Raw genomic sequence first — 21,056 nt, 5'->3', positions numbered from 1 at the left:
GACCCCCCATGACCGTCGACGCCGTCACCGCCACAGCGAGCCCGTTCGCGACCGCTTCCCCCACCCCCGCGGCTCCGAAGAAGGAGCTCGACAGCGAGGTGTTCATGAAGCTGCTCGTCACGCAGTTGACGAACCAGGACCCGTCCACCCCGATGGACACCAACCAGATGATCTCGCAGACGACCCAGCTGGCCATGATGGAGCAGCTCACCGCGATGAGCCGCAACAGCTCCGAGGCGTTCGCCCTCAACATGCGGCAGGCGGCCACCGCCCTGATCGGCCAGCGGGCCGGCTACCTCGACGCGGCCGGCGCCCCGGCTTCGGGGATCGTCTCGAAGGTGTCCTTCGAGGGATCCATCCCGCAGGTCACGATCGGCGACGTCACCGTGGCCCTCGACGCGATCACCTCGGTCACCCCCGCCACCTCCGCGACCCCCTGACGACCACCGTCCTGACGACCACCCCCTGACCTCCACCGCTCGACCACCCACACGAAAGAGACCCTCATGCTCCGTTCGCTCTTCTCCGGGATCTCCGGACTCCGCTCCCACCAGACGATGCTCGACACCACTGGCAACAACATCGCCAACGTCAACACGGCGGGCTTCAAGGGCTCCTCGGTCCTCTTCGAGGACTCGCTCTCACAGGTCGTCGGCGAAGCCGGCATCCCGGATGCCGCGAACGGCGGTCGCAACCCCGCGCAGGTGGGTCTCGGCGTGCAGGTCGGCGGCATCCGCACCAACTTCGCCCAGGGGGCGGCCCAGACCACCGGCCGCGGCAGCGACCTGATGATCCAGGGCGACGGGTTCTTCGCGGTGCGCTCGGGCGGGGAGACCCTCTACACCCGCGCGGGCGGCTTCTCGTTCGACGGTCAGGGCAAGATGGTCACCGCCGACGGCTCGCTCGTGCAGGGCTGGTCGGCGCAGAACGGGGCGGTCGACACCGGTCAGGTGCCCGGTACCATCTCGATCCCGCAGGACCTCGTCTCGGCCGCCCGGGCGACCACGACCTCGACCGCGACCGGCAACCTGCCCTCCACCGCCGCGGTCGGAACGCAGCTCGTGCGCGACATCGCGGTCTACGACGCCCAGGGCACGAAGACCTCGCTGAGCCTGACGTTCACGCGCACGGCCGCCGGCTGGGACGTCGCCGAGCCCGTCAGCGGAGCGACCGGTGCCCTCGCCTTCACCGACGGACGTCAGACCGCCGGTCTCACGCTGAACGCCGGGGGGATCGCCGTCGACCTCAGCGCGGTGACCGGCTTCGCCGACATGAGCACCGTCGCCCTCACCGGCCAGAACGGCGCCGCCGCGGGCACGCTGAAGTCCTACGCGATCACCGCGGACGGCTCGATCGTGGGCACCTTCAGCAACGGGCGCACCGAGACCCTCGCGAAGATCGCCATGGCGACCTTCGCCAACGCCGAGGGGCTCGAGAAGGTCGGCGGCACGGCCTACCGTGCGAGCGTCAACAGCGGAGAGGCGCAGATCGGCGAGGCAGGGCAAGCCGGTGTCGGCTCGCTGCTGTCCGGCGCGCTGGAGATGAGCAACGTCGACCTCTCGCAGGAGTTCACCAACCTCATCGTCGCGCAGCGCGGCTTCCAGGCGAGCGCGCGCGTCATCACCACGAGCGACGAGGTGCTGCAGGAGCTGACCAACCTCAAGCGCTGATCCCGCGATCGCCACCCGCGCGGCCCGCCCGAGTTACCCCGGGCGGGCCGCGTCGCGATAGTCCGCCCCGTCCCCTCCCGCAGCGAAAGCCGAGACCGTCCCCGAATGATCACGCTCACCCGCCTCGACCACACGCGGTTCGCGGTGAACCCCGATCTCATCGAGCGCGTGCACGAGTCTCCCGACACGACCCTGCACATGGTCGACGGCCGGGTGTACAACGTCGAGGAGAGCCTCGACGAGCTGATCGCGCGGATCGTGGCCTACCGGGCGCGCGTGCTCGCCGCGGCGTCCGCGCTCTCGGCTCCCGCCGCCCAGGACTGACCGACGTGGACATCGCATTCATCATCGGCGTGGTCGCCGCCTTCGGCGCGCTGTACGCCATGATCACGATGGAGGGCGCGTCGCTGAGCGCGCTGTTCCTCCCCGCCCCCATGATCCTTGTGCTCGGGTCGACCATCGGCGTCGGCATCGCCAGCCACACCCTGCGTGACGCGATCGCCGCCTTCGGCTCCCTCGGTCGTATGGTGCGCGGCCCGCGGTCCACCCCTTCCGCCGTCATCCCGGTCCTCGTCGGCTACGCCGAGAAAGCCCGCACAGACGGGCTGCTGCGCCTGGAGGAGGAGCTCGACTCCGCCCCCGACGACTACACGCGTCGCGCGGTGCAGGCCCTCGCCGACGGGGTGGATGCCGAAGACCTGCGCACTCTGATGCTCGACGAGATCGACTCGGAATCGGCGCGCAACCGCGTCTCGGCGAAATTCTTCGCCTCGCTCGGCGGATACGCGCCCACGATCGGCATCGTCGGCACGGTCGTCTCGCTCACGCACGTGCTCGAGAACCTCAGCAAGCCCGACGAGCTCGGGCACATGATCGCCGCGGCCTTCGTCGCCACGCTCTGGGGTCTGCTCTCGGCCAACTTCATCTGGAACCCCATCGCGGGCCGGCTGAACCGCATGGCCACCCTCGAGCAGGAGCGGATGACGCTGGTGTGCGAGGGCATCCTCGCGATCCAGGCGGGGAGTCCGCCTCGGTTGCTCGAGGAGCGTCTGCTCGCGATGACGACCTCCGCCCCGGCGAAGAAGAAGCCACCGCGCGCCGACGCCGCCCCCGCGGTGGAGGACGCCGCGTGACGAGCGCCCGGCGCGCGGGCGGACGGGGGCATGAGGATGCCGCGCACGACGAGCCCGACGAGCGATGGGCCGTGTCGTACGCCGACATGGTGACCGTGCTGATGTGCCTGTTCATCGTGCTGTACGCCGTGTCGGTCGTCGACGAGACGAAGTACGACCAGCTCAAGAACGGCCTCGCGGCTGCATTCGGCCAGTCGCAGGTGGAGGGCGGCGGCGATCTCACCGAGGGGCTGGTCATCCCGCCCGAGCTGCTCGACGACAACGGCGTGCGCGATGTCGCGGCACGCGCCGCGCAGGAGCTGGACGGCCTCGAGAAGATGCGTCAGCAGATCACCGACGCCCTGGCATCCCAGGGTCTGCAGGACACGGTCGACTTCGTCATCGACGACCGCGGCCTGAAGATCGGACTGGTGGGGGCCGAGACGTTCTTCGCCGACAACCGGGCGGATCTGAGCGAGAAGGCCGATCGCGTCCTCAGCCTGATCGGCGACGTGCTCGCGGCCACCGACAACCAGATCAGCATCGAGGGCCACGCCGATCACCGCGCCGCCGTCCCGCCGTTCGAGAGCAACTGGGAGCTCAGCAGCGGACGCGCGACGAAGGTGGCGCGCTTCCTCGTCGAGCAGAAGAGCATCGCCGGCACGCGCGTCCAGGCGGTGGGGTTCTCCGACCAGCGTCCGATCGTCGTCGGCGACAGCGTCGAGGACCTCGCCGCGAACCGCCGCGTCGACATCGTCGTGCTGTCCACCGCCGACGAGCAGGTGCGCTCCCTCATCCCCGGCCTCGTGCAGGCCGCCGCGCAGAGTTGACCCGTGAACAATCCCCTGGAGGACAGGCCATGACGACAGCGGCCGTTCGCGACGACCCCCTTCGTCGCTATCCCGCGTACGACTTCAGTCGACCGGCGCAGCTGGGCCGCGAGCACACGCGCCAGCTCGAGGCCGCGTTCGAGACGTTCGCGCGCCAGTGGGCCTCGCAGCTGACGGCCAAGGTGCGCCTGCGCACCCACCTCGTCCCGGAGGGGCTCGAGCTGGTGTCGTACCAGGAGTACGCCGACACCCTCCCGACGACCACGGCCATGGTGGCCGGCTCCACCGCGGGGCGCGAGGAGCCCTGCGTCGTGCAGTTCGGTCTCGACAGCGCGCTGGCCTGGGTCGTGCAGATGCTGGGCGGGAAGCCCGGTGGAGGCGTCGAGGCGCGCACGCTCACGCCGATCGAGACGGCGCTGATCCTGCAGGTGATGGACGGTACCTTCGAACTGCTCAGCGCGTGCATGGGCCCGCTGCTGCCGGGGGCGGTGACCTTCTCGGGACTGCACTACAACCCGCAGTACATGCAGGTCATCTCGCCGGGGGAGGCCGTCATCGTGGCGCGCTTCGCGATGAGCGCGGGCGAGGCCCGCAGCACGGCGACGGTGATGCTCCCGGCCGCGATCGTCGTGGACCAGCTCGCCGAGAGCGACCGTCACGCCGCCAACGCCCACCGCGACGGCGCGATGCGCGACCAGCTGAACGACACCCCGCTCGAGGTGTCATTGCGCATCTCGCCCCGGGTGATCGGCGCCGGCGAGGTCCTCGACCTGGCGCCCGGCGACCTGCTGCGCTTCGCCCACCCCGAGACGAAACCGTTCGAACTCGTCGTCGGCGACACCCCGATCGCCCGCGCGGTCCCGGGGGCGCAGGGCTCGCGCCTCGCCTGCACCATCACCACCATCCACGAGGAGAAGACCCGATGAGCACCTTCCACGCCGCCGCCATGGCCGCCGCGATCGCGGCGAAGCTCCCCTTCGCGTTCCCGGTGCTCCCCGCCCCCTCGACCGATCCGGGGGCCACCGGTCGCGCCGTGGCCGTCGCCTTCGTCGGTGCCCCCGGCGCCACCGTCGCGATCCAGGTCGCCGACGTCGCGACGCTCGACGACGGCTCCGCCGGGAGCGCCCTCGCCGACCGTCTGCATCCCGTGTTCGAAGCGGCGGTCGCCGTGCTGGGCGCCGGCACGCTCGGCGACGGCGAGGAGGTCGACGCGGCGGGGGTGTTCACGGTTCCCGGCGCCCAGGTCTTCGACCTCGTGCGCGAGGACGGCTCGGTCGTCGCGCGCGCGGCGATCCGCATCGACGACGCCGCGGCGGCGGCCCCGGCCGCCCCCACGCGCATCAGCCGCATCGCCGGCGTCGAGATGGAGCTCGTCGTCGAGATCGGCCGCACGCGCATGGCGGTGCGCGACGTGCTCTCGCTCGAACCCGGTCGGGTGGTCGAGCTCGACCGCGCGGCCGGCTCACCCGCCGACATCACCCTCAACGGACGCCTGATCGGTCACGGCACCGTCGTGGTGGCCGACGGCGATTACGCGGTGCGCGTCGAGCGCATCATCGACCAGGCGGAGACCGCATGAGCGGCGACGAGCTGCTCCTGGCGCTGCGCACGATCGTCTCGCTCGCGGCCGTCGTCGGGCTGCTGCTGTTCCTCGGCCGTCGGCTGCAGAAGGGGCAGGCCGCGGGCGGCAGCCCCTTCGCAGCGCTCGTGCCGCGTCGCCTGGGCCGTCTGCGCGAGCTCACCGGCGCGCGTGCCGCCGCCGCTCCGCGCGCCAAGGCGGAGAAGATCACGCTCGTCGCCCGCACCACCCTCGGCGCCAAGGCGCAGCTCGTCGTCGCCGAGTTCGGCGGCATCCGCTACGTCCTGGGCGTGAGCGAGAAGGGCATCGACGTCGTCGACACCCAGGAGGCCCCGACGGCCGCGGTCGACGCGTCCGAGGTGGACGCGTCCGGGGACGACGCGTCCGAGAACGTGATCTCGCTCGCCGACGCCGGCGGGGCCCGCGGGGAGGATGCCGGGACGAGCACCGCCGCCTGATCGGGCCGCGTGGTCGGTTACGCCCGCCGCCACCGTCGCGATAGTCGGTCGCGAGCACGGATCGCTCGCACCCCTGGCTACGGATCGGCCTCGACACCCTCGCGAAAGTGCCGTCGTGCCCGCATCCCCCTCCCGCGCCGTCGCGGTGCGCGTGGATCGCCGGGATCCGCGGCGACGGACGCACGTCGCGGGGTGGGCGGCCGCGGGCGTCGCTGCGCTCGCGCTCGTCGGCGCGCTCGACCTGCTCACGGCGCACAGCGCGTCCGCCGCGACCGGGGAGTCCGGCGGCATCAGCATCAACGGGATCAACGGGTCGCCCTCCGACAGCATCACCACGCTGCTCGGCATCACGGTGCTCAGCGTCGCCCCGGCACTGCTGCTGATGATGACCAGCTTCACGAAGATCTTCGTCGTGCTCGCGCTCACTCGGAACGCGCTGTCGCTTCCGTCCATCCCGCCCAACCAGGTGCTCGCGGGCCTCAGTCTTTTCTTGACGCTGTTCATCATGTGGCCGGTGCTCGCCGACATCAATCAGGTGGCCGTCACGCCCTTCACCTCCGGGCAGATCGACTTCGGTCAGGCCTTCGACGCGGCCCAGCAGCCGCTGCGCACGTGGATGCTGCACTTCACGCGCGAGGAGGACATCGCCCTGATGCACCGCGCGGCGCAGATGGACAACCCGGCGGCGCCCGACAGCATCCCGCTGTACACGCTCATCCCGGCCTTCATGCTGAGCGAGCTGCGGGCGGCGTTCGTGATCGGCTTCATCGTCTTCATCCCGTTCCTGATCATCGACCTCGTCGTCTCGAGCGCCCTGATGTCGATGGGCATGATGATGCTCCCGCCGGTCATGATCTCGCTGCCGTTCAAGATCCTGCTGTTCCTCCTCGTCGACGGGTGGGGGCTGGTGATCACCTCGCTGGTGCAGTCGTATCGGGGTGCCGGATGAAGCCCGAGGCGGTCATGGACATCGGCCTGAGCGCCCTGATGCTCGCGGCGAAGCTGAGTGCGCCGCTGCTCATCACGGCGCTGGTCGTCGGCTTCGCGATCTCGCTGCTGCAGTCGATCACGCAGGTGCAGGAGATGACGATGTCGTTCGTGCCGAAGCTCATCGCCGTGGGCATCGCGCTGCTGGTGTGCGGCAACTGGATGATCGCCGAGAGCATCGCGTTCACGAACGAATTGTTCGCGCGAATCCCCTCGTTGCTGAACGGCGGCGGATGAACCTCGCGATCGACTTCGTGTGGCTCGAGGCCACGGCCCTGGCCATCGTGCGCATCACGGCGTTCCTGGTCATCGCTCCGCCCTTCAGCCACGGGGCGATCCCACTGCGCATCCGCGCCATGCTCGGCGTCGGCCTGGGCCTGGCCGTCTCACCCGTCGTCGTCGCCGGCTATCAGCGCCTCGACGCCGGCGGGTTTCTGCTCGCGCTCGCCGGTCAGGTGCTCGTGGGCAGCCTGCTCGGCTTCCTCGTGCTCGTGCTGTTCAGCGCGGTGCAGAGCGCCGGCTTCCTCGTCGACACCTTCGGCGGCTTCCAGCTCGCCCAGGCTTACGACCCCGGGATGAACGTCAACGGCGCCCAGTTCACGCGCCTGTTCCAGATGACGGCGATCCTTCTGCTCTTCGCCTCCAACGGCTATCAGCTCGTGCTCGGCGGTCTGTTCCGCTCGTTCGACGCCGTCTCCGTCGCCGGGACCATCGACCTCGGACGACCCGCCGAGGTGCTCACCGACGCGGTCGGGCAGATGCTCGTCAGCGCCGTGCAGATCGCCGGCCCGCTGCTGATCGTGCTGTTCCTCGCGGACGTGGGCCTCGGGCTCGTCTCCCGCGTCGCACCGGCGCTGAACGCGTTCGCCCTCGGCTTCCCCATCAAGATCGCGCTGACCCTGCTGCTGGTCGGATTCGTCTTCACCGCCCTCCCGGCCATCGTCTCCTCGCTCGCGGGCGACGCCGCGCAGGTGCTGATCGGGGTGACGCGATGAGCGGGACCGATACGGGGGAGCGCACCGAGAAGGCGACCCCGGAGCGCCTGCGCAAGGCGATCCGCAAGGGGCAGATCGGCCGGAGCCAGGACTTCACGGCGTGGGTGTGCATCGGCGCCGCGGGCGTGATGATCCCGTCCACGGTGGATGCCGCGTCCCGAGCCGTGTCGCAGCCCCTGGGGGCCCTCGCCGCGGTGGCGCGCGACCCGGATCCCGCGCGGGCGATCGAGGCGATCGGCCACGCCGTCGGCACGGTCGGCGAGGTACTCGCCCCGCTGCTCGTCGTGGTGCTGGTGGCCACGACCGCCACGGCCATCGCGCAGGGCGGCATCCGGTTGCGCGGCATCCCGACGCGCGTCGAGCAGTTCGACATCGTGGCGGGACTGAAACGCACTGTGGGCAAAGCAGCCCTGTGGGAGGGCGCGAAGGCGCTGCTGAAGACGGCCGCCATCGGCGCCGCCCTGTGGATCGTCGTCGCCGGCCTCGTCCCCGTGCTGATGGGCAGCGGCCGTCACACCGTCGGCTGGCTCCTGGAGCTGGCCGGCGGGGGAGTGGCGACCCTGTTGCAGGTCGCGGTGGCCGTGGGCCTGCTCCTCGCCGCGATCGACGTCTTCGTGGTGATGAAGCGCAACCGCCAGCACACGCGCATGACGAAGCAGGAAGCGCGCGACGAGCACAAGAAGAGCGAGGGCGACCCGCTCATCAAGTCGCAGCGTCGAGCGCGTCAGATGGCGGTGAGCCGCAACCGCATGATCGCGGCCGTCGCCGACAGCGACGTCGTCCTTCTGAATCCGACGCACATCGCCGTGGCCTTGCGCTACGAGCCGGGCCGGTCGGCCCCGCGCGTGGTCGCGAAGGGCGCCGGGGTCATCGCGCAGAAGATCCGCGAGCGCGCCGAGAGCGCGAAGGTGCCGATGGTGCGCGATGTCGCGCTCGCGCGGGCGCTGCACGCGGCGGTGGACGTGGGGCACGAGATCCCCGAGCACCTCTACACCGCGGTCGCGCAGGTGCTCGCCTTCGTGCAGCAGCTGCACAAGAGGGGGTCGCGGGCGGGAACGCACACCATGCCCCCCGCGGCCCTCGTCGGGCGCGAGCTGTGACCGCGCGCCCCGAGGCCGCGCGCCGAGCGACCGCGCGCCCGGCGACGAACCGACCCGGCCACGGGAACACCACGAGAGAGCGGGAATAATGATCGGTGGAGTGCTGTCGAAGGGCGCCGTCCCCCTCGGCGTCGTGGGGATCATCCTGCTGCTGATCGTGCCGATCCCGGCGGCGCTGCTCGACGTGCTCATCGTGTCGAACATCGCCTTCGCGCTGCTGATCCTGCTCACGGCGATGTTCGTGAAGAAGCCGCTCGACTTCTCCGTCTTCCCGAGCCTGCTGCTGGTGGCGACCCTGTTCCGGCTCGGTCTGAACGTGGCGTCCACGCGCCTGATCCTGGGCGAGGCGCACGCCGGCCAGGTCATCGCGGCGTTCGGTCAGATCACGATCAGCGGTTCGTTGGTCATCGGTGCGGTCATCTTCCTCATCCTGGCCGTCATCCAGTTCGTCGTCGTCACCAAGGGCGCGGAGCGCGTCGCGGAGGTCGGCGCCCGCTTCACCCTGGATGCCATGCCGGGCAAGCAGATGGCCATCGACGCCGACCTGAACGCGGGCCTCATCACCGACGAGGAGGCCCGCCGCCGGCGCGCCGAGGTCGCCGCCGAGTCGGACTTCTACGGCGCGATGGACGGAGCCAGCAAGTTCGTCAAGGGCGACGCGATCGCCGGCATCGTCATCCTGATCATCAACTTCGCCGGCGGCATCGTCATCGGCATGACCATGCACGGCATGAGCATCGACAAGGCGCTCGAGACGTACAGCCTGCTGACGATCGGCGACGGGCTCGTCACCCAGATCCCGGCTCTGCTGATGGCCGTGTCGACGGGCATGATCGTCACGCGCGAGAACGCCGAGGCCGAGCTCGGCCGGGCCGCGGGGCGCCAGCTGCTCCAGTCGCGCAACGCGCTCATCATCACGGCGATCGCGGCGCTGGGGATGGGGCTCATCCCCGGGATGCCCTTCCTGGCCTTCCTCGCGATCGGTGCGGCCCTGCTCTTCGCGGCGTCGCGCGTGAAGGCGAACGCGGATCGGGCCGCGGCCGACGAGGCCGACGCGCAGGCGCAGCTCGCCGTCGAGGCCGCGGCGGAGCGGCCGGACGACCTCATGGACACGATGCGCGTCCACGCGCTGGAGATCTCGCTCGCCCCCGACATCGTCGACCTGGCCGCGGGAGGGCAGGGCGACCTGCTCACCCGGGTGAAGGCGCTTCGGCGCAAGGTCGCCCTCGAGCTCGGCGCCCTCATGCCGCCGGTGCGCACGCGCGACAACGTCGAGCTGCCGTCCGAGACCTACGCGATCCTCGTCGCCGGCGTCGAGGCGGGCCGGGGGATCGTGCCCCGCGGGCACGTGCTGGCCCTCGGGACGGGGCTGGAGGGCCTGCCCGGGACGGCGGTGGTCGACCCGGTGTTCGGCCTCGAGGGCAAGTGGGTGCGCACGGAGATGTCGCACGCGGCCGACCTGGCCGGGGCGACGGTCATCGACCGATCCAGCGTCATCATCACCCACCTCTCCGACATCGTGCACGCGCACGCGCACCGGCTGCTCTCGCTCGAGGACGTGCGTCAGCTCACCGAGCACCTGAAGCAGACGAACCCCGCAGCCGTCGAGGAGCTCACCCCGACCCTCCTTCCCCTCGCCGTGGTGCAGCGGGTGCTCGCGAGCCTCCTCGCCGAGCGCGTGTCGATCAACGACCTCGGACGCATCTACGAGGCCCTCGCCCTCCGCGCGAAGTCGTCGACCGAGATCCCCTCCCTCGTCGAGGCCGCCCGCAGCGCCCTCGGCCCGGCGATCGCCGCGCGGTTCGCCCGCGAGGGGCGCCTGCGCGTCGTCATGTTCGACCCCGTGCTCGAGCAGCAGATGCTGGAGGGGCTCCGGCAGGTCGAGGGGCGTCCGCAGATCGTGCTGAGCGCCGAGGCGACGATGCAGCTGCTCGAAGGGATCCGCCGCACCGTCGGAGAGCTCGACCCCGCGGGCGCGGAGCCGATCCTGGTGTGCGCGCCGTCGCTGCGCCAGGGGGTGCGCGCCCTCGTGTCGGGGCAGGTCGCGGGGATGCCGATCCTGTCGTACGACGAAGCCGCGATCGGCGGTTTCGCGACCGACGTCGTCGGCGTCGTGCGCCTCGAGCAGGTCGCCATCGGCTCCGTATGAGGTGCTGAATCCGCTCGTCATCGAACGGAAAAGGTATATTCGTCGGCAGGACGGCGCTCCGCGCAGAAGCCAGGGAAGGCGGTCACTCCGACATGCTCGTACTCACTCGACGACCCAACGAGAGCATCATGATCGGCGACGACGTGACGGTCACCGTGCTGGGGGTGACGGCGACGGGCGTGCGCATCGGCATCGACGCTCCCCGCGACACCCGCATCCACCGCAGCGAGATCGTGGTCGCCGTCGGTACCGAGAACCACGACGCCCTGAGGGCGGCCCGTTCCGACGAGGCGCAGAACGCCCTGCTGACGGCGCTTCGCGCGTCGACGCCGGCCGAGTAGGCCGCGCGCCGGCGGGCCGTCGCAGCACGGGCCCCGGCCGGGGCGGGTTACTGGGGCGTCGCCGCGTCGCGATAGTGGCTGTCGTGACGGGTGGACCTGTCACGACGACTCGACCCGAACGAGGAGACCCCGTGGCCGCCACCGACCTGAGCATGCAGCTGCTGCGTCAGCGTGAGCTGCTCGAGCTCATGCTGTTCAAGCTCGAGGAGCTCGAGATGCTCGTGACGACCGGGCGCACGCGCTGGGTCCAGCACGCCACGACCGAGGTCGAGCGCGTCGCGAAGGCCCTCGCCTCGGGGGCGATCCTGCGCGACACGATGTTCGTCGACGTCGCGACGGAGTGGGGCGCTCCGGAGGCGACCACGCTGCGCGAGCTCGTCGAGATCGCGCCGACCGAGGCGTGGCGCGAGGTCATGGGCTCCCACCACGCGGTGATGACCGGACTCGCCGACGAGATCGCCCAGAAGAGGAACACCGTCAATCAGCACCTGCGCACGGCACTGCGCGTGACGCAGGAGACGATCGCCGGGCTGGGCGAGCCCACCGGCGAGTACGCCGCGAGCGGGGCGCTCGTCGGCGGTGGCGGATCGCGTCTCCTCGACGTGCAGGTCTGAGCGCATGTCGACCTTCGCCGGACTCCAGGTCGCCGCGTCGGGCCTCGCCGCCGCGCGCGCCGGCATGACCGTCACCGGGCAGAACATCGCCAACGAGACCACCACCGGGTACACCCGCCAGCGCCTCGAGCAGACCTCGGTCGCGCCCGCCGGCACCGTCGCGGCGTGGGGATCGGGCCTGAACGTCGGCGGCGGCGTCGCGGTGACGGGCGTGGCGCGGCTGGGCGACGAGGTGCTGGACGCACGCGTGCGCGATGCGCTGTCGGCATCCGGGTTCTGGTCGACGCGCGCCGCCGCTGCGAGCGCGGCGGAGGCCGTGCTCGCCGAGCCGACGAAAGACGGTCTCGCCGCGAACCTCAACCGATTCTGGGCGGGCTGGGCCGATCTGGCGAACACCCCCGAGCCCGCCGCCGCGCAGGTGGTGCTGACCAACGCCTCGGTGCTGGCCGCGCAGATCGCCTCGGGCTACGACAGCGTGGTGGGGCAGTGGAACGACCTGCGCGCTCAGGTCGATCGGCAGATCGCCGACGTCAACGTCACGGCGGCCCAGGTCGCGACCCTGAACGGGCAGATCCGCACGGCGCTGCAGTCGGGGCGCTCGGCCAACGAACTCATCGACCAGCGCAACGTGCTGGCGCAGCAGCTGTCCACTGTCGTGGGGGCCACCGGACGGCTCGAGGACGACGGCACGATGACCCTCCGCCTCGACGGCAACGCGCTGGTCGCGGGCGATTCCAGCCGCGCCCTGGCCGTGGCGGGACCGCGCGAGATGACCGATCCCGCGCGCCTCTCGATCTCCTGGACCGACCGTCCCGACGTCCCCGTCGCCGTGACCGGCGGGTCGGTCGGAGGTGCGCTGAGCGTCCTCGCACCGGCATCCGAGGGGGGCACGCTGGCGGCGGTCGCCGACGCCTACAACGCGGTCGCGACCTCGCTCGCGACCGCGGTCAACGGCATCCATCGCTCCGGTCAGACCGCGACGGGCGCCGCCGGTGGGGATTTCTTCTCGGTGGATGCCACGGGTCCGGCCGCACGCGGACTGCGGGTCGTGCCGACGGGGCTCGACCAGCTCGCCCTCGCGGCACCGGGAGCGGGTGCGCGGGACACCTCGATCGCCGATCGCCTCTCGGTGCTCGGAACCTCTCCCACCGGTCCGTCGGCGACGTGGTCGAGCTTCGTGACGGGGTACGGCGTGGCGGTCGGGGGAGACGTGCAGCGCGCTGACACGGCGGATCGCAGCGCGATCGCGGCGATCAGCGGGCAGCAGTCGCAGGCCTCGGTCGACGGCGACGAAGAGACCATCAACCTCCTGAAGTACCAGACCGCGTATCAGGCGGCGGCCCGCGTGCTGACCGCGGTGGACGAGGCCCTCGACCTGCTCATCAACCGCGTCGGCCTCGTGGGCCGCTGACCCCGGAGTGGCCATGATCGGACGCATCACCAGCAGCACCGTCAATCAGCAGGCGCTGCGCACCCTGCAGGCGGGCCTCGCCGACCGGGCGCGGCTGCAGGATCAGGCGACCTCGCAGCGCGCCATCCGCACCTCCAGCGGCGATCCGGCGGCCGCCGCCGCGATTCTGGGGGTGCACGGCGAGCAGGCGCGCACGTCGCAGTACGCTCGCAACATCAGCGACGGTCTCGCCTGGGTGACCACCGCCGACACGGCGCTGGGAGCGAGCATCGACCTGCTCAACCGCGCGCGCGACCTCACCGCCCAGGGCGCCAACTCGGGCGCGTTAAGCGCGTCGGCCCGGGAATCGATCGCCGCCGAACTCGACAGTCTCAGCACCGAGCTGCTGTCGCAGGCGAACACGACGGTGCTCGGACGTACGGTCTTCGCGGGGACGGACGACAGCGGCTCGGCCTTCGACCCGGCGACCTTCGCGTTCTCGGGCACGAGCGGTGCGGGGGTCCAGCGGCGCCTCTCCGACGGCGAGCAGGTGCGTGTCGACCTCGACGGCGCGCAGGTGTTCGGCGAGGGTACCGACAGCGTCTTCGCGGCTCTGCGCGCGATCGCCGCCGATCTGCGCGCGGGCGAGGAGGTCGGACCGCGATTGGCCACCATCGACGCGCACCTGAAGGAGTTGGCGACGGCGCGGGGTGTCGCCGGGGCCCGCCAGGCCCAGATCGAGAGGGCGTCGGCGGCGAACACCAGCGTCGCCGTCGACCTCGAGGCGCGCCGCGCCGAGGTCGAGAACGTCGACACCCTCGAGGTGTACATCGCCCTGCAATCCGCCGAGCTCGTGTATCAATCCGCCCTGCAGGTGACCGCGAAGACCCTGCAGACCAACCTCCTGGAGTTCCTGCGATGACCACCTCCCCGACGACCGCCCCCGGGACCACCGCCGAGCTCGGCGATCTCGACGTGGAGTTCGCGGCATCCCTTCCGGGGCTCGGCCCGCTCACCTCTTTCCGTCTCGCGCGCATCGAGGGCGCCCGGGGGCTGTACTCGCTGCGCTCGAGGGGCGACGAGGTGCGGCTGTTCCTCGTCGACCCCGCGACCGTGGTCGCGGACTATCGCCCGCGCATCACCGCCGGGATGCGCGGAGAAGTCGGTGCCGACGAGGATGACGTCCGCCTGTTCGTCGTGGCCAATCCCTCGGAGGAGGGGGTGTTCGTGAACCTGCGTGCGCCCGTCCTCATCAACGCGCGGACGGGATCGGCGGCGCAGCTGATCTTCGAGGACACGTCGTACCCTCTGCGCGCGCAGCTGGGGACGGCCTGACCGCCGGCGTACCCCGAGCCGCACGGGCGACCGCGGGGATCCGCGGCGAAACATCTCGCGCGGAAGGTGCTGCGAGGCGCTAAGATCATCACGAAAACGAGCAGAAACCGACGAGCACCGCAACCCGAATGCGGTGTGCGCCCTCCCGAAGGGGCGCGGGTCGGAGTCAGCCCGCGGTGCGTGACCTCGGTTCCGAGGGGCGTCGGCGGCGAGACCGGCAGTGCGCACGCGCCGCCGGAGCGTCCGTCGCGTCCGCGGAGACGGGCCACCTCGGCGGGCGACGACGCGTACCGCCGGCGTCTTCACCCGAAGGATCCGCTCACGCGTCGCAGCACGGTCCACCTGTCGTCCCCGTTCGGCAACCCCGATGCCGGTCGGAGGGTCGACACATACGCTCGTTCACGAGCAAGAGCATTGGATGGTGAAGATATGCCTGTCACGAGGTCCGAAGAGCCCAAGGTGAGCAAGCGCGAGTTCGTCCAGCGGGTGTCCAAGCGCGCGGGTCTGTCCCTGCGGACGACCCAGCTCGCGTACGACGCGATCTTCGAGGAGATCCTCGAGCTGGTCAACGCGGGCAACCGCGTCACGCTGACCGGGTTCGGCAAGTTCTACGCACAGCCGCACAAGGGGCACGACGTCGTCCTGAACATCCGCGATGACGCCCACACCCGCGGGCACGTCGACGATTACGCGGTGCTGAAGTTCTCGGCGACGCGCGACGTCAACAAGAGGGTGACGGTTCCGCCCCGCTCCCGCGACGACTCGTAGCCCGTGCGGCGCGCATCCTCGACCCCACGCCGACGCGTGGGGGATCGCGCGAAGCGCGGTGTCGTTTTCAGCGATCGAACGAGTAGCTGACCTGGCCCACGAGGGTCAGAGTGATCCGCGCCGGAAGCTCGTCGGGCATCTCCTCGTCCTCGTCCATCGCGTCGATCGTGTGGACGGGGATCGAGATGCTGCCGTCGTCCTCGAAGACGACGTCGCGCGGGGCGAACGAGAAGAACAGCGTGCGCTGGGTGCTGCGCAGTTCGATGGTGCGCTGCACATCGCTGCGCTCGTGCAGGTTGAGCACCGACTCGTCCGCCAGGATCGTGCCGTCCGGGTACTTCGCCTCGACGCGATAGGTACTCGGTTCGATCGCCTTGATGTTGAGGTCTTCGACGATCTCGGAGAACTTCGCCTCGGGGTGATTCATCTCGAAGGCGATCGCCCGCAGGTGGTCGTACGTCAGGTTCACCCGACGCGAGAACAGTGCGGCGTTCTCGACCTCCGAGGGCGCGGCGTGCGGGGCCTGGTCGGCGAGGTACTCCCGCACCTCGTCCGGGCCGGGGTAGTCGAAGCGCATGTGGTAGTGGAAGCGACCGGGCCGGTTGACGATGTAGTGGCTGACGTCCTGCACGTCGTTGACCGTCACGCAATAGATGCGTCGCACCGACGACATCCCGTCGAAGAGCGTCAGGAACTGATTCTGGCGGTTCGGCTCCGCGAGGTGACCGCGACCGGATGCGAAGACCTTCTCGAACTCGTCGAAGATGACGAGGCATTCGTCGAGGGTGTCGAGGAAGTCGACGATGCCGTCGGCATCCTCGGTGACGAGCACCACCGGCAGCTCCTGGGCGATCGCCCGTTCCGCCACCATGCGGAGGAACATTGACTTCCCCTGCCCCTTGTTCCCCGACAGCATGACGCCCAGGTTGCGGTCGAGTCGGGCGTAGGTGCGGAAGATCTTGTCGACCTTGGCTTCGCGCTGTCCGTACACCTTCTCCGCGCCGACGGCGAGATCCGCCGTGCGCACGAGGCTGAAGCCCTCTTTACTGCTGAAGCGCACGCGATAGGTGCCGAGGGGAAGGCGATCGTGAGCCTTGACGGCGGAATCGTAGACGCGGACCTGACCGCCGGTCTCGATGTAGGTGCTGCTCACGTGGTCGTGCTCCTCTAGGGGGGAAGGGGCGTTCCGAAAGGGCTGTCAATACCCTAAGAATGAGATGAGTACTTTCTAATGTAAGCCCCGGAAGGCGTGCCGCAACACCATTTGCGGTGAAGGAACGGGAGACGGGAGCGTTGCGGGGTCGGCTGAGCGCGGGGGGCGCGAAACGACTCGAAAAGGAGAGGAAACGCGGTGGGGGTGTGAGAGGGCCGAATGCGACGACCGGCGCCGCTCACGGCCCTGCGGTACTCCTGCGTGCAGTGCCCGTGAAAGACGAAGAACGATGGATCGAATGACGAGGGGCGGCGACCGGATGACGCGCGACGACCCCTGGGGGGCACATGCACGATGACGCCGACGTCGGAGCGATGGCGCTCCATCTCACCGTCCGGATCGACGAGCGACGGACCGAGCCGGAAGTCTGGCGTGCGGTCATCCGCTCCGGCGAAGAGGCGGATGCGGGCGCCCGTGTCCTGACGGCCGCGACGCTCCACCGCGTCCACTACGCCGATCCGTCCTGGGCCGAACAACTGCGCGAGGCCGTGCCGGACCTGTCGTCGATCGGATCCGCGTTCGCCGATCGCGAGCTGATCTCGATGATCGACGAGTCCTCGCTGTTCACCGACAGCCTGTGTGTGATCTCCTCCGTCGACATCGACGCCGCGGTCGGCTCTCTCGTGAGCCACGCGCTCGTCCGCGGCGTCGCCCGCGTCTTCGACGGAGACACGATAGCGATCCTCCTGACGGCGGCGTTTCCCGCCGCGATGGGTGGACCGGTGGTCGATCCGGCCGATGTCGCCGCCCGCCGTGCTCATTGGGCGAGCATCGGCTTCGTCGACATCCCCGGGACCGCGGCGATGCTGCTGCCCGTGGGCTCCCGACCGTGAGCAGCGCCCCCGCACCTCCGTCTCCGGACGGGTGCGGGAGGCCGTGCGCCCTAGGGTGAGGGGAGACGATGAGAGGGGCCCGCGGGTGGCTGACGAACGCGAACGGTTGAGCTGGGACGATTTCGGGATCGCGACGAGGGACATCTCCCGCGCGATCGTCGCCGACGGATTCCACCCCGAGGTGGTCGTCGCCATCGCGCGCGGAGGTCTGCTGCCCGGCGGGGCGATCGCCTACGGCCTGGGCGTGAAGAACTGCGGTGCCCTGAACGTCGAGTTCTACACCGGTGTCGGCACGGTGCTGGATGCCCCCGAGGTGCTGCCTCCGGCGCTCGATCTGTCGTACCTCTCGGGGCGCCGTGTGCTGCTCGTCGACGACGTCGCCGACAGCGGCCGCACCCTCGATCTGGCCATCAAGCTTCTCGATCGTCACGGGGCCGAGGCGCGCTCAGCCGTCATCTACACCAAGCCGACGACCGTGGTGCAGCCCGATTACGCCTGGAAAGACACCTCGCTCTGGATCGACTTCCCGTGGTCGCACCAGGGATCGGTGCACGAAGAAGACGCCGCGTGACGGCGAAGTCGCTCGCCGAGCTCGCCGACGCGGGACTCATCGACGCCTCGTGGGTCGAGCCCCTCGCCCCCGTCGCCGACGACATCGCGGCGCTGGGGGAGCGACTGCGCGCCGAGAAGGCGCCCTATCTCCCGGCCGGTGAGCTCGTCCTTCGGGCCTTCCGCACCCCTCTCGATGCCGTGCGGGTGCTCATCGTGGGGCAGGACCCCTACCCGACGCCCGGCCATCCGATCGGGCTGTCGTTCGCGGTCGACCCGCACGTGCGGCCGCTCCCGCGGAGTCTGGCGAACATCTACCGAGAGCTGCACGACGACCTCGGCATCGCCCCCGCGCCGCACGGCGACCTCTCCGCCTGGTCGGCGCAGGGCGTGATGCTGTTGAACAGGGTGCTCACCGTGGCGCCCGGGCAGCCGGCATCCCACCGCGGGTGGGGGTGGGAGCGCGTGACCGAGCACGCCATCCGGGTGCTCGTCGCGCGCGAGCAGCCGCTGGTCGCCGTGCTCTGGGGGAAGGATGCCATGAACCTGGCGCCGCTCCTCGGCGCGACGGCGACGGTGTCGTCACCGCACCCGTCACCGCTGTCGGCGAGCCGCGGATTCTTCGGATCGCGCCCGTTCTCACAGGTGAACGCTCTGCTCGAGCAGCAGGGCGCGGATGCCGTGGACTGGCGGCTTCCGGCCTGACGCCCCCGCGCCCCGCGGGGCGGATGGCGGACACACGCCCGAAACCGCCGCGCCCGTAGAGTGGCGGGGTGCTGGAAGAGGAGTACGAGAAGAGCCGTCGGCGTCTGCCCGCGCACCTGCGCCGCGCGCCCGAGCCGGAGAGGCCGTTCTCGTTCGAGATCCGCCCGGCCACCGAGGCCGACATCCCCGACATCCGCGAGATCTACAACTACTACGTGCGCAATTCCGTCGTGACCTTCGACGAGAAGGCCTGGACGATCGCCAAGTGGCGCGACAAGTTCGCCACCCTGCACAAGCTCGGCCTGCCCTTCCTCGTGGCGCAGTCGCCCAGCGGCCAGATCCTCGGCTACGCGCTCGTGCAACCGTGGCAGTCCAAGTCGGCCTACCGCTACACGGTCGAGAACTCGATTTACCTCGGGCAGGCCGCGGCGGGCAAAGGGCTGGGGCGAGCGCTGCTCGAGGCACTGATCGCCGCGTGCCAGGACCTCGGCATCCGCGAGATGGTCGCGGCCATCAGCGACAAGGGCGCCGACGCGTCGATCGCCCTGCACGAGAAGCTCGGCTTCACCGAGGTCGGGCGGATGGGGCGCGTGGGCTTCAAGTTCGGACGCTGGCTCGGCGTCGTCTACCTGCAGAAGAGCATCCCGTCGAAGAAGAAGCGGCGGAAGCTGTTCGGCTGAGCGGTCGGGATACCCCGATCGCCGCGTGCCGTGCCCTCGGGAAGGCGGACTCAGCGCAGCGACGATCGCGTCGCGCCCGCACGCCTCGGTTCGCGGTGCCCGCCCTCGCGTCGCGCGAGTGCGCCCGTGTTCGCGGTGTCCGCCCTCGCGTCGCGCGAGTGCGCCCGTGTTCGCGGTGTCCGCCCTCGCGTCGCGCGAGTGCGCCCGTGTTCGCGGTGTCCGCCCGCGCCGAGCGCTCGCGCGTCTGTGTCCGGTGTCCGCCCTCGTGTCGCGCGATTGCGCTCGGGCCCACGCCGCCGAGGTTCAGGAATCTCGCGATGGAGGCGCCGCGGCCTGGCGCACCTCATCGACGAGCGCGCGCCACGGTCCCTCGATCTGCCCGTCGCCGAGGCGCGCGCGATGCACGGCGGTGTCGCCCCGGTGGACGTCGATGCGCCACTGATACCGGTCGGCGCCCGTCGACGGGGCCTCCGCGGCGTCCCACGGACAACGCTCCACGAGGTCCCGCCAGTGCGGGACACGTTCCGGTGCGGGTTCGGCGCGCCACTGCTTCGACAGTCCGGCGATGCCGCCCGACCGCACCACCACGACGACGAGACGCTCGTGCTCGGCGGTGTCGGCGTCAGGCTGCGGCATCCTTCACGACGCCGACCCCGGCCCATGCGGCTCGGACGGCGGCGACCTCCTCGGACTCCTCACCGTACTCCGTGGCGGCGGTGCGCAGTGTCGCCGAGGCGAAGGCGAGGAAATCGGCCGTGGACGACAGCGCGCCGCCGGTGAGCGTGCGATACCAGATGAGCCCGGCGCGCTCCCAGGCGAAACCGCCGAGAGCCGTTGCGGCGAGGTAGAACGCGTGGTTGGGGATGCCGGAGTTGATGTGCACGCCCCCGTTGTCGTCCTCGGTCTCGACGTAATCCCGCATGTGGCCCGGCTGCGGGTCTTTCCCGAGCACGTCGTCGTCGTATGCGGTGCCCGGGGCCTTCATCGATCGCAGGGCTTCGCCCTGCACCGCGGCGGCGAAGATACCCGCGCCGATGAGCCAGGACGCTTCGTCGGCGCGTTGGCCCCGATGATGCTGTTCGGCGAGGGCGCCGAACACATCGGACAGCGACTCGTTCAGGGCCCCCGATTGCCCCTGGTACTCGAGTCCTCCGGCGGCCTCCGTCACCCCGTGACCCAGCTCGTGGGCGATGACGCTGAGCGAGCGCGTGAAGCCGACGAACACGTCGCCGTCGCCGTCGCCGAAGACCATGCGCTCGCCGTTCCAGAACGCGTTGTCGTAGTCGTCGCCGTAGTGCACCGTGGCCAGCAGGGATCCGCCCGCCGCGTCGATGCCGTCGCGCGCGAACGCGTCCCAGAAGAAGTCGTAGGTCTCGCCGAGGCCGTCGTACGCCTCGTCGACGGCGCTGTCACCGGTGGGCGCGTCGTCTTCGCTGCGCACGCGACGCCCCGGCAGGTTCTCGGTGTTGGCGGCGTCGGAGATGACGCGATCGGGGGCGGGGCCGGTCTCGGCCACGAGCGCGTCGCCCTCGATGGACAGGCGCAGGCGCGTACGCGTGGGGCGGGACGGACGCGGCAGGGCGAGGGTCTTGCGCGCGGCGGCCGCCGCCCGCGCGAGGCGGGGGTCGTCGGTCTGCGCGAGGCGGTCGAGCAGGAACGGGGGGACGATACCGGGGGTCATGGGGCGAGGCTAACGCCGACCCCCGACATCGCGGCATCCCTTGCCCATGACCTGTGAGCGGATTCCC

26 protein-coding genes are annotated in these 21,056 nt (G+C 70.6%); 23 read left to right on the top strand and 3 right to left on the bottom strand.

Going from position 1 to position 21,056, the window contains the following annotated elements; genetic code table 11:
* The first annotated feature begins 8 nt into the window (after positions 1-8).
* From AB0N82_RS15815 to AB0N82_RS15725, 19 genes are all read left to right on the top strand, one after another.
* Positions 9-440, top strand: a complete 432-nt coding sequence (locus AB0N82_RS15815) for a flagellar hook capping FlgD N-terminal domain-containing protein (RefSeq protein ID WP_363392910.1) — start codon at positions 9-11, stop codon at positions 438-440.
* A gap of 66 nt (positions 441-506) precedes the next feature.
* Positions 507-1,670: a flagellar hook protein FlgE gene (locus AB0N82_RS15810; RefSeq protein WP_363392907.1), complete on the top strand. Its 1,164-nt coding sequence runs from the start codon at positions 507-509 to the stop codon at positions 1,668-1,670.
* Positions 1,671-1,775: 105 nt separating this feature from the next.
* A complete protein-coding gene (locus AB0N82_RS15805) occupies positions 1,776-1,994 on the top strand; it encodes a flagellar FlbD family protein (protein WP_363392904.1) in 219 nt (72 codons plus the stop codon).
* Between the two features lie 5 nt (positions 1,995-1,999).
* A complete protein-coding gene (locus tag AB0N82_RS15800; RefSeq protein ID WP_315993254.1) occupies positions 2,000-2,803 on the top strand; it encodes a MotA/TolQ/ExbB proton channel family protein in 804 nt (267 codons plus the stop codon).
* Positions 2,800-3,612 carry a flagellar motor protein MotB gene (locus tag AB0N82_RS15795; RefSeq protein WP_315993253.1) on the top strand — a complete coding sequence of 271 codons (813 nt, stop codon included), beginning with the start codon at positions 2,800-2,802 and terminating at the stop codon, positions 3,610-3,612. Before AB0N82_RS15800 ends, AB0N82_RS15795 begins: the two co-directional genes overlap by 4 nt.
* Positions 3,613-3,641: 29 nt before the next feature.
* Entirely contained in the window at positions 3,642-4,538 is an 897-nt protein-coding gene (locus tag AB0N82_RS15790; protein WP_315993252.1) for a flagellar motor switch protein FliM, read from the top strand.
* Positions 4,535-5,191, top strand: a complete 657-nt coding sequence (locus AB0N82_RS15785; RefSeq protein WP_363392899.1) for a FliM/FliN family flagellar motor switch protein — start codon at positions 4,535-4,537, stop codon at positions 5,189-5,191. The genes AB0N82_RS15790 and AB0N82_RS15785 overlap by 4 nt, the downstream gene beginning before the upstream one ends.
* The gene (locus AB0N82_RS15780) at positions 5,188-5,649 is read left to right on the top strand and encodes a flagellar biosynthetic protein FliO (RefSeq protein WP_363392896.1); all 462 of its coding nucleotides are present in this window, start codon (positions 5,188-5,190) and stop codon (positions 5,647-5,649) included. Before AB0N82_RS15785 ends, AB0N82_RS15780 begins: the two co-directional genes overlap by 4 nt.
* 115 nt (positions 5,650-5,764) lie before the next feature.
* On the top strand, positions 5,765-6,598 hold the full coding sequence (fliP, locus tag AB0N82_RS15775) for a flagellar type III secretion system pore protein FliP (RefSeq protein ID WP_363392893.1): 834 nt from the start codon (positions 5,765-5,767) through the stop codon (positions 6,596-6,598).
* A complete protein-coding gene (gene fliQ, locus AB0N82_RS15770) occupies positions 6,595-6,873 on the top strand; it encodes a flagellar biosynthesis protein FliQ (protein ID WP_076674472.1) in 279 nt (92 codons plus the stop codon). Before fliP ends, fliQ begins: the two co-directional genes overlap by 4 nt.
* Positions 6,870-7,631, top strand: coding sequence for a flagellar biosynthetic protein FliR (locus tag AB0N82_RS15765; RefSeq protein ID WP_363392889.1), 762 nt, complete (start codon positions 6,870-6,872; stop codon positions 7,629-7,631). Before fliQ ends, AB0N82_RS15765 begins: the two co-directional genes overlap by 4 nt.
* Positions 7,628-8,731, top strand: coding sequence for an EscU/YscU/HrcU family type III secretion system export apparatus switch protein (locus tag AB0N82_RS15760; RefSeq protein WP_363392886.1), 1,104 nt, complete (start codon positions 7,628-7,630; stop codon positions 8,729-8,731). Before AB0N82_RS15765 ends, AB0N82_RS15760 begins: the two co-directional genes overlap by 4 nt.
* An 88-nt stretch (positions 8,732-8,819) precedes the next feature.
* Positions 8,820-10,880: a flagellar biosynthesis protein FlhA gene (locus tag AB0N82_RS15755; protein WP_363392883.1), complete on the top strand. Its 2,061-nt coding sequence runs from the start codon at positions 8,820-8,822 to the stop codon at positions 10,878-10,880.
* Positions 10,881-10,972: 92 nt separating this feature from the next.
* A complete protein-coding gene (gene csrA / locus AB0N82_RS15750; RefSeq protein ID WP_315993245.1) occupies positions 10,973-11,221 on the top strand; it encodes a carbon storage regulator CsrA in 249 nt (82 codons plus the stop codon).
* 131 nt (positions 11,222-11,352) lie between these two features.
* Positions 11,353-11,835, top strand: a complete 483-nt coding sequence (locus AB0N82_RS15745) for a flagellar protein FlgN (RefSeq protein ID WP_315993244.1) — start codon at positions 11,353-11,355, stop codon at positions 11,833-11,835.
* A 4-nt stretch (positions 11,836-11,839) separates the two neighbouring features.
* Complete coding sequence (gene flgK / locus AB0N82_RS15740) at positions 11,840-13,246, top strand: flagellar hook-associated protein FlgK (RefSeq protein WP_363392879.1); 1,407 nt, start codon at positions 11,840-11,842, stop codon at positions 13,244-13,246.
* 13 nt (positions 13,247-13,259) lie between these two features.
* Complete coding sequence (locus tag AB0N82_RS15735; RefSeq protein ID WP_363392877.1) at positions 13,260-14,147, top strand: flagellar hook-associated protein 3; 888 nt, start codon at positions 13,260-13,262, stop codon at positions 14,145-14,147.
* Positions 14,144-14,560, top strand: coding sequence for a flagellar assembly protein FliW (locus AB0N82_RS15730; RefSeq protein WP_363392874.1), 417 nt, complete (start codon positions 14,144-14,146; stop codon positions 14,558-14,560). Before AB0N82_RS15735 ends, AB0N82_RS15730 begins: the two co-directional genes overlap by 4 nt.
* Positions 14,561-14,989: 429 nt before the next feature.
* Positions 14,990-15,328, top strand: a complete 339-nt coding sequence (locus tag AB0N82_RS15725) for an HU family DNA-binding protein (RefSeq protein WP_363392871.1) — start codon at positions 14,990-14,992, stop codon at positions 15,326-15,328.
* Positions 15,329-15,395: 67 nt separating this feature from the next.
* Here the strand turns inward: AB0N82_RS15725 and AB0N82_RS15720 are convergent, their stop codons facing one another.
* On the bottom strand, positions 15,396-16,481 hold the full coding sequence (locus tag AB0N82_RS15720; protein ID WP_315993239.1) for an AAA family ATPase: 1,086 nt from the start codon (positions 16,479-16,481) through the stop codon (positions 15,396-15,398).
* A 347-nt stretch (positions 16,482-16,828) separates the two neighbouring features.
* On the opposite strand from AB0N82_RS15720, the gene AB0N82_RS15715 reads away from it, so the two are divergent.
* The 4 genes from AB0N82_RS15715 to AB0N82_RS15700 all read left to right on the top strand — a co-directional run bounded on the left by AB0N82_RS15715 (position 16,829) and on the right by AB0N82_RS15700 (position 19,308).
* Entirely contained in the window at positions 16,829-17,374 is a 546-nt protein-coding gene (locus AB0N82_RS15715) for a hypothetical protein (protein ID WP_315993238.1), read from the top strand.
* 85 nt (positions 17,375-17,459) lie between these two features.
* Positions 17,460-17,945, top strand: a complete 486-nt coding sequence (locus AB0N82_RS15710; protein WP_315993237.1) for a phosphoribosyltransferase — start codon at positions 17,460-17,462, stop codon at positions 17,943-17,945.
* Positions 17,942-18,628: a uracil-DNA glycosylase gene (locus AB0N82_RS15705; RefSeq protein WP_315993236.1), complete on the top strand. Its 687-nt coding sequence runs from the start codon at positions 17,942-17,944 to the stop codon at positions 18,626-18,628. Before AB0N82_RS15710 ends, AB0N82_RS15705 begins: the two co-directional genes overlap by 4 nt.
* Before the next feature lie 68 nt (positions 18,629-18,696).
* Positions 18,697-19,308 (top strand): N-acetyltransferase family protein, encoded by a 612-nt coding sequence (locus AB0N82_RS15700; protein WP_315993235.1) that lies wholly within the window; start codon positions 18,697-18,699, stop codon positions 19,306-19,308.
* Positions 19,309-19,611: 303 nt separating this feature from the next.
* On the opposite strand, the gene AB0N82_RS15695 is transcribed toward AB0N82_RS15700, so the two are convergent.
* On the bottom strand, positions 19,612-19,944 hold the full coding sequence (locus AB0N82_RS15695; RefSeq protein ID WP_363392866.1) for a protealysin inhibitor emfourin: 333 nt from the start codon (positions 19,942-19,944) through the stop codon (positions 19,612-19,614).
* Positions 19,931-20,989 (bottom strand): M4 family metallopeptidase, encoded by a 1,059-nt coding sequence (locus AB0N82_RS15690; RefSeq protein WP_363392863.1) that lies wholly within the window; start codon positions 20,987-20,989, stop codon positions 19,931-19,933. Before AB0N82_RS15690 ends, AB0N82_RS15695 begins: the two co-directional genes overlap by 14 nt.
* Positions 20,990-21,056 lie beyond the last annotated feature (67 nt).

Origin of the sequence: Microbacterium sp. NPDC089186 (genome assembly GCF_040685115.1) — a bacterium.
GTDB lineage: Bacteria > Actinomycetota > Actinomycetes > Actinomycetales > Microbacteriaceae > Microbacterium > Microbacterium galbum.
This window is presented reverse-complemented; position numbering and strand designations above follow the sequence as displayed.

Coding starts and splice junctions, on each gene's coding strand:
- AB0N82_RS15815 (WP_363392910.1), top strand. CDS start 9: ATGACCGTCGACGCCGTCACCGCCACAGCGAGCCCGTTCGCGACCGCT.
- AB0N82_RS15810 (WP_363392907.1), top strand. CDS start 507: ATGCTCCGTTCGCTCTTCTCCGGGATCTCCGGACTCCGCTCCCACCAG.
- AB0N82_RS15805 (WP_363392904.1), top strand. CDS start 1,776: ATGATCACGCTCACCCGCCTCGACCACACGCGGTTCGCGGTGAACCCC.
- AB0N82_RS15790 (WP_315993252.1), top strand. CDS start 3,642: ATGACGACAGCGGCCGTTCGCGACGACCCCCTTCGTCGCTATCCCGCG.
- AB0N82_RS15785 (WP_363392899.1), top strand. CDS start 4,535: ATGAGCACCTTCCACGCCGCCGCCATGGCCGCCGCGATCGCGGCGAAG.
- AB0N82_RS15780 (WP_363392896.1), top strand. CDS start 5,188: ATGAGCGGCGACGAGCTGCTCCTGGCGCTGCGCACGATCGTCTCGCTC.
- fliQ (WP_076674472.1), top strand. CDS start 6,595: ATGAAGCCCGAGGCGGTCATGGACATCGGCCTGAGCGCCCTGATGCTC.
- AB0N82_RS15765 (WP_363392889.1), top strand. CDS start 6,870: ATGAACCTCGCGATCGACTTCGTGTGGCTCGAGGCCACGGCCCTGGCC.
- AB0N82_RS15760 (WP_363392886.1), top strand. CDS start 7,628: ATGAGCGGGACCGATACGGGGGAGCGCACCGAGAAGGCGACCCCGGAG.
- AB0N82_RS15755 (WP_363392883.1), top strand. CDS start 8,820: ATGATCGGTGGAGTGCTGTCGAAGGGCGCCGTCCCCCTCGGCGTCGTG.
- csrA (WP_315993245.1), top strand. CDS start 10,973: ATGCTCGTACTCACTCGACGACCCAACGAGAGCATCATGATCGGCGAC.
- flgK (WP_363392879.1), top strand. CDS start 11,840: ATGTCGACCTTCGCCGGACTCCAGGTCGCCGCGTCGGGCCTCGCCGCC.
- AB0N82_RS15735 (WP_363392877.1), top strand. CDS start 13,260: ATGATCGGACGCATCACCAGCAGCACCGTCAATCAGCAGGCGCTGCGC.
- AB0N82_RS15730 (WP_363392874.1), top strand. CDS start 14,144: ATGACCACCTCCCCGACGACCGCCCCCGGGACCACCGCCGAGCTCGGC.
- AB0N82_RS15725 (WP_363392871.1), top strand. CDS start 14,990: ATGCCTGTCACGAGGTCCGAAGAGCCCAAGGTGAGCAAGCGCGAGTTC.
- AB0N82_RS15715 (WP_315993238.1), top strand. CDS start 16,829: ATGCACGATGACGCCGACGTCGGAGCGATGGCGCTCCATCTCACCGTC.
- AB0N82_RS15695 (WP_363392866.1), bottom strand. CDS start 19,944: ATGCCGCAGCCTGACGCCGACACCGCCGAGCACGAGCGTCTCGTCGTC.
- AB0N82_RS15690 (WP_363392863.1), bottom strand. CDS start 20,989: ATGACCCCCGGTATCGTCCCCCCGTTCCTGCTCGACCGCCTCGCGCAG.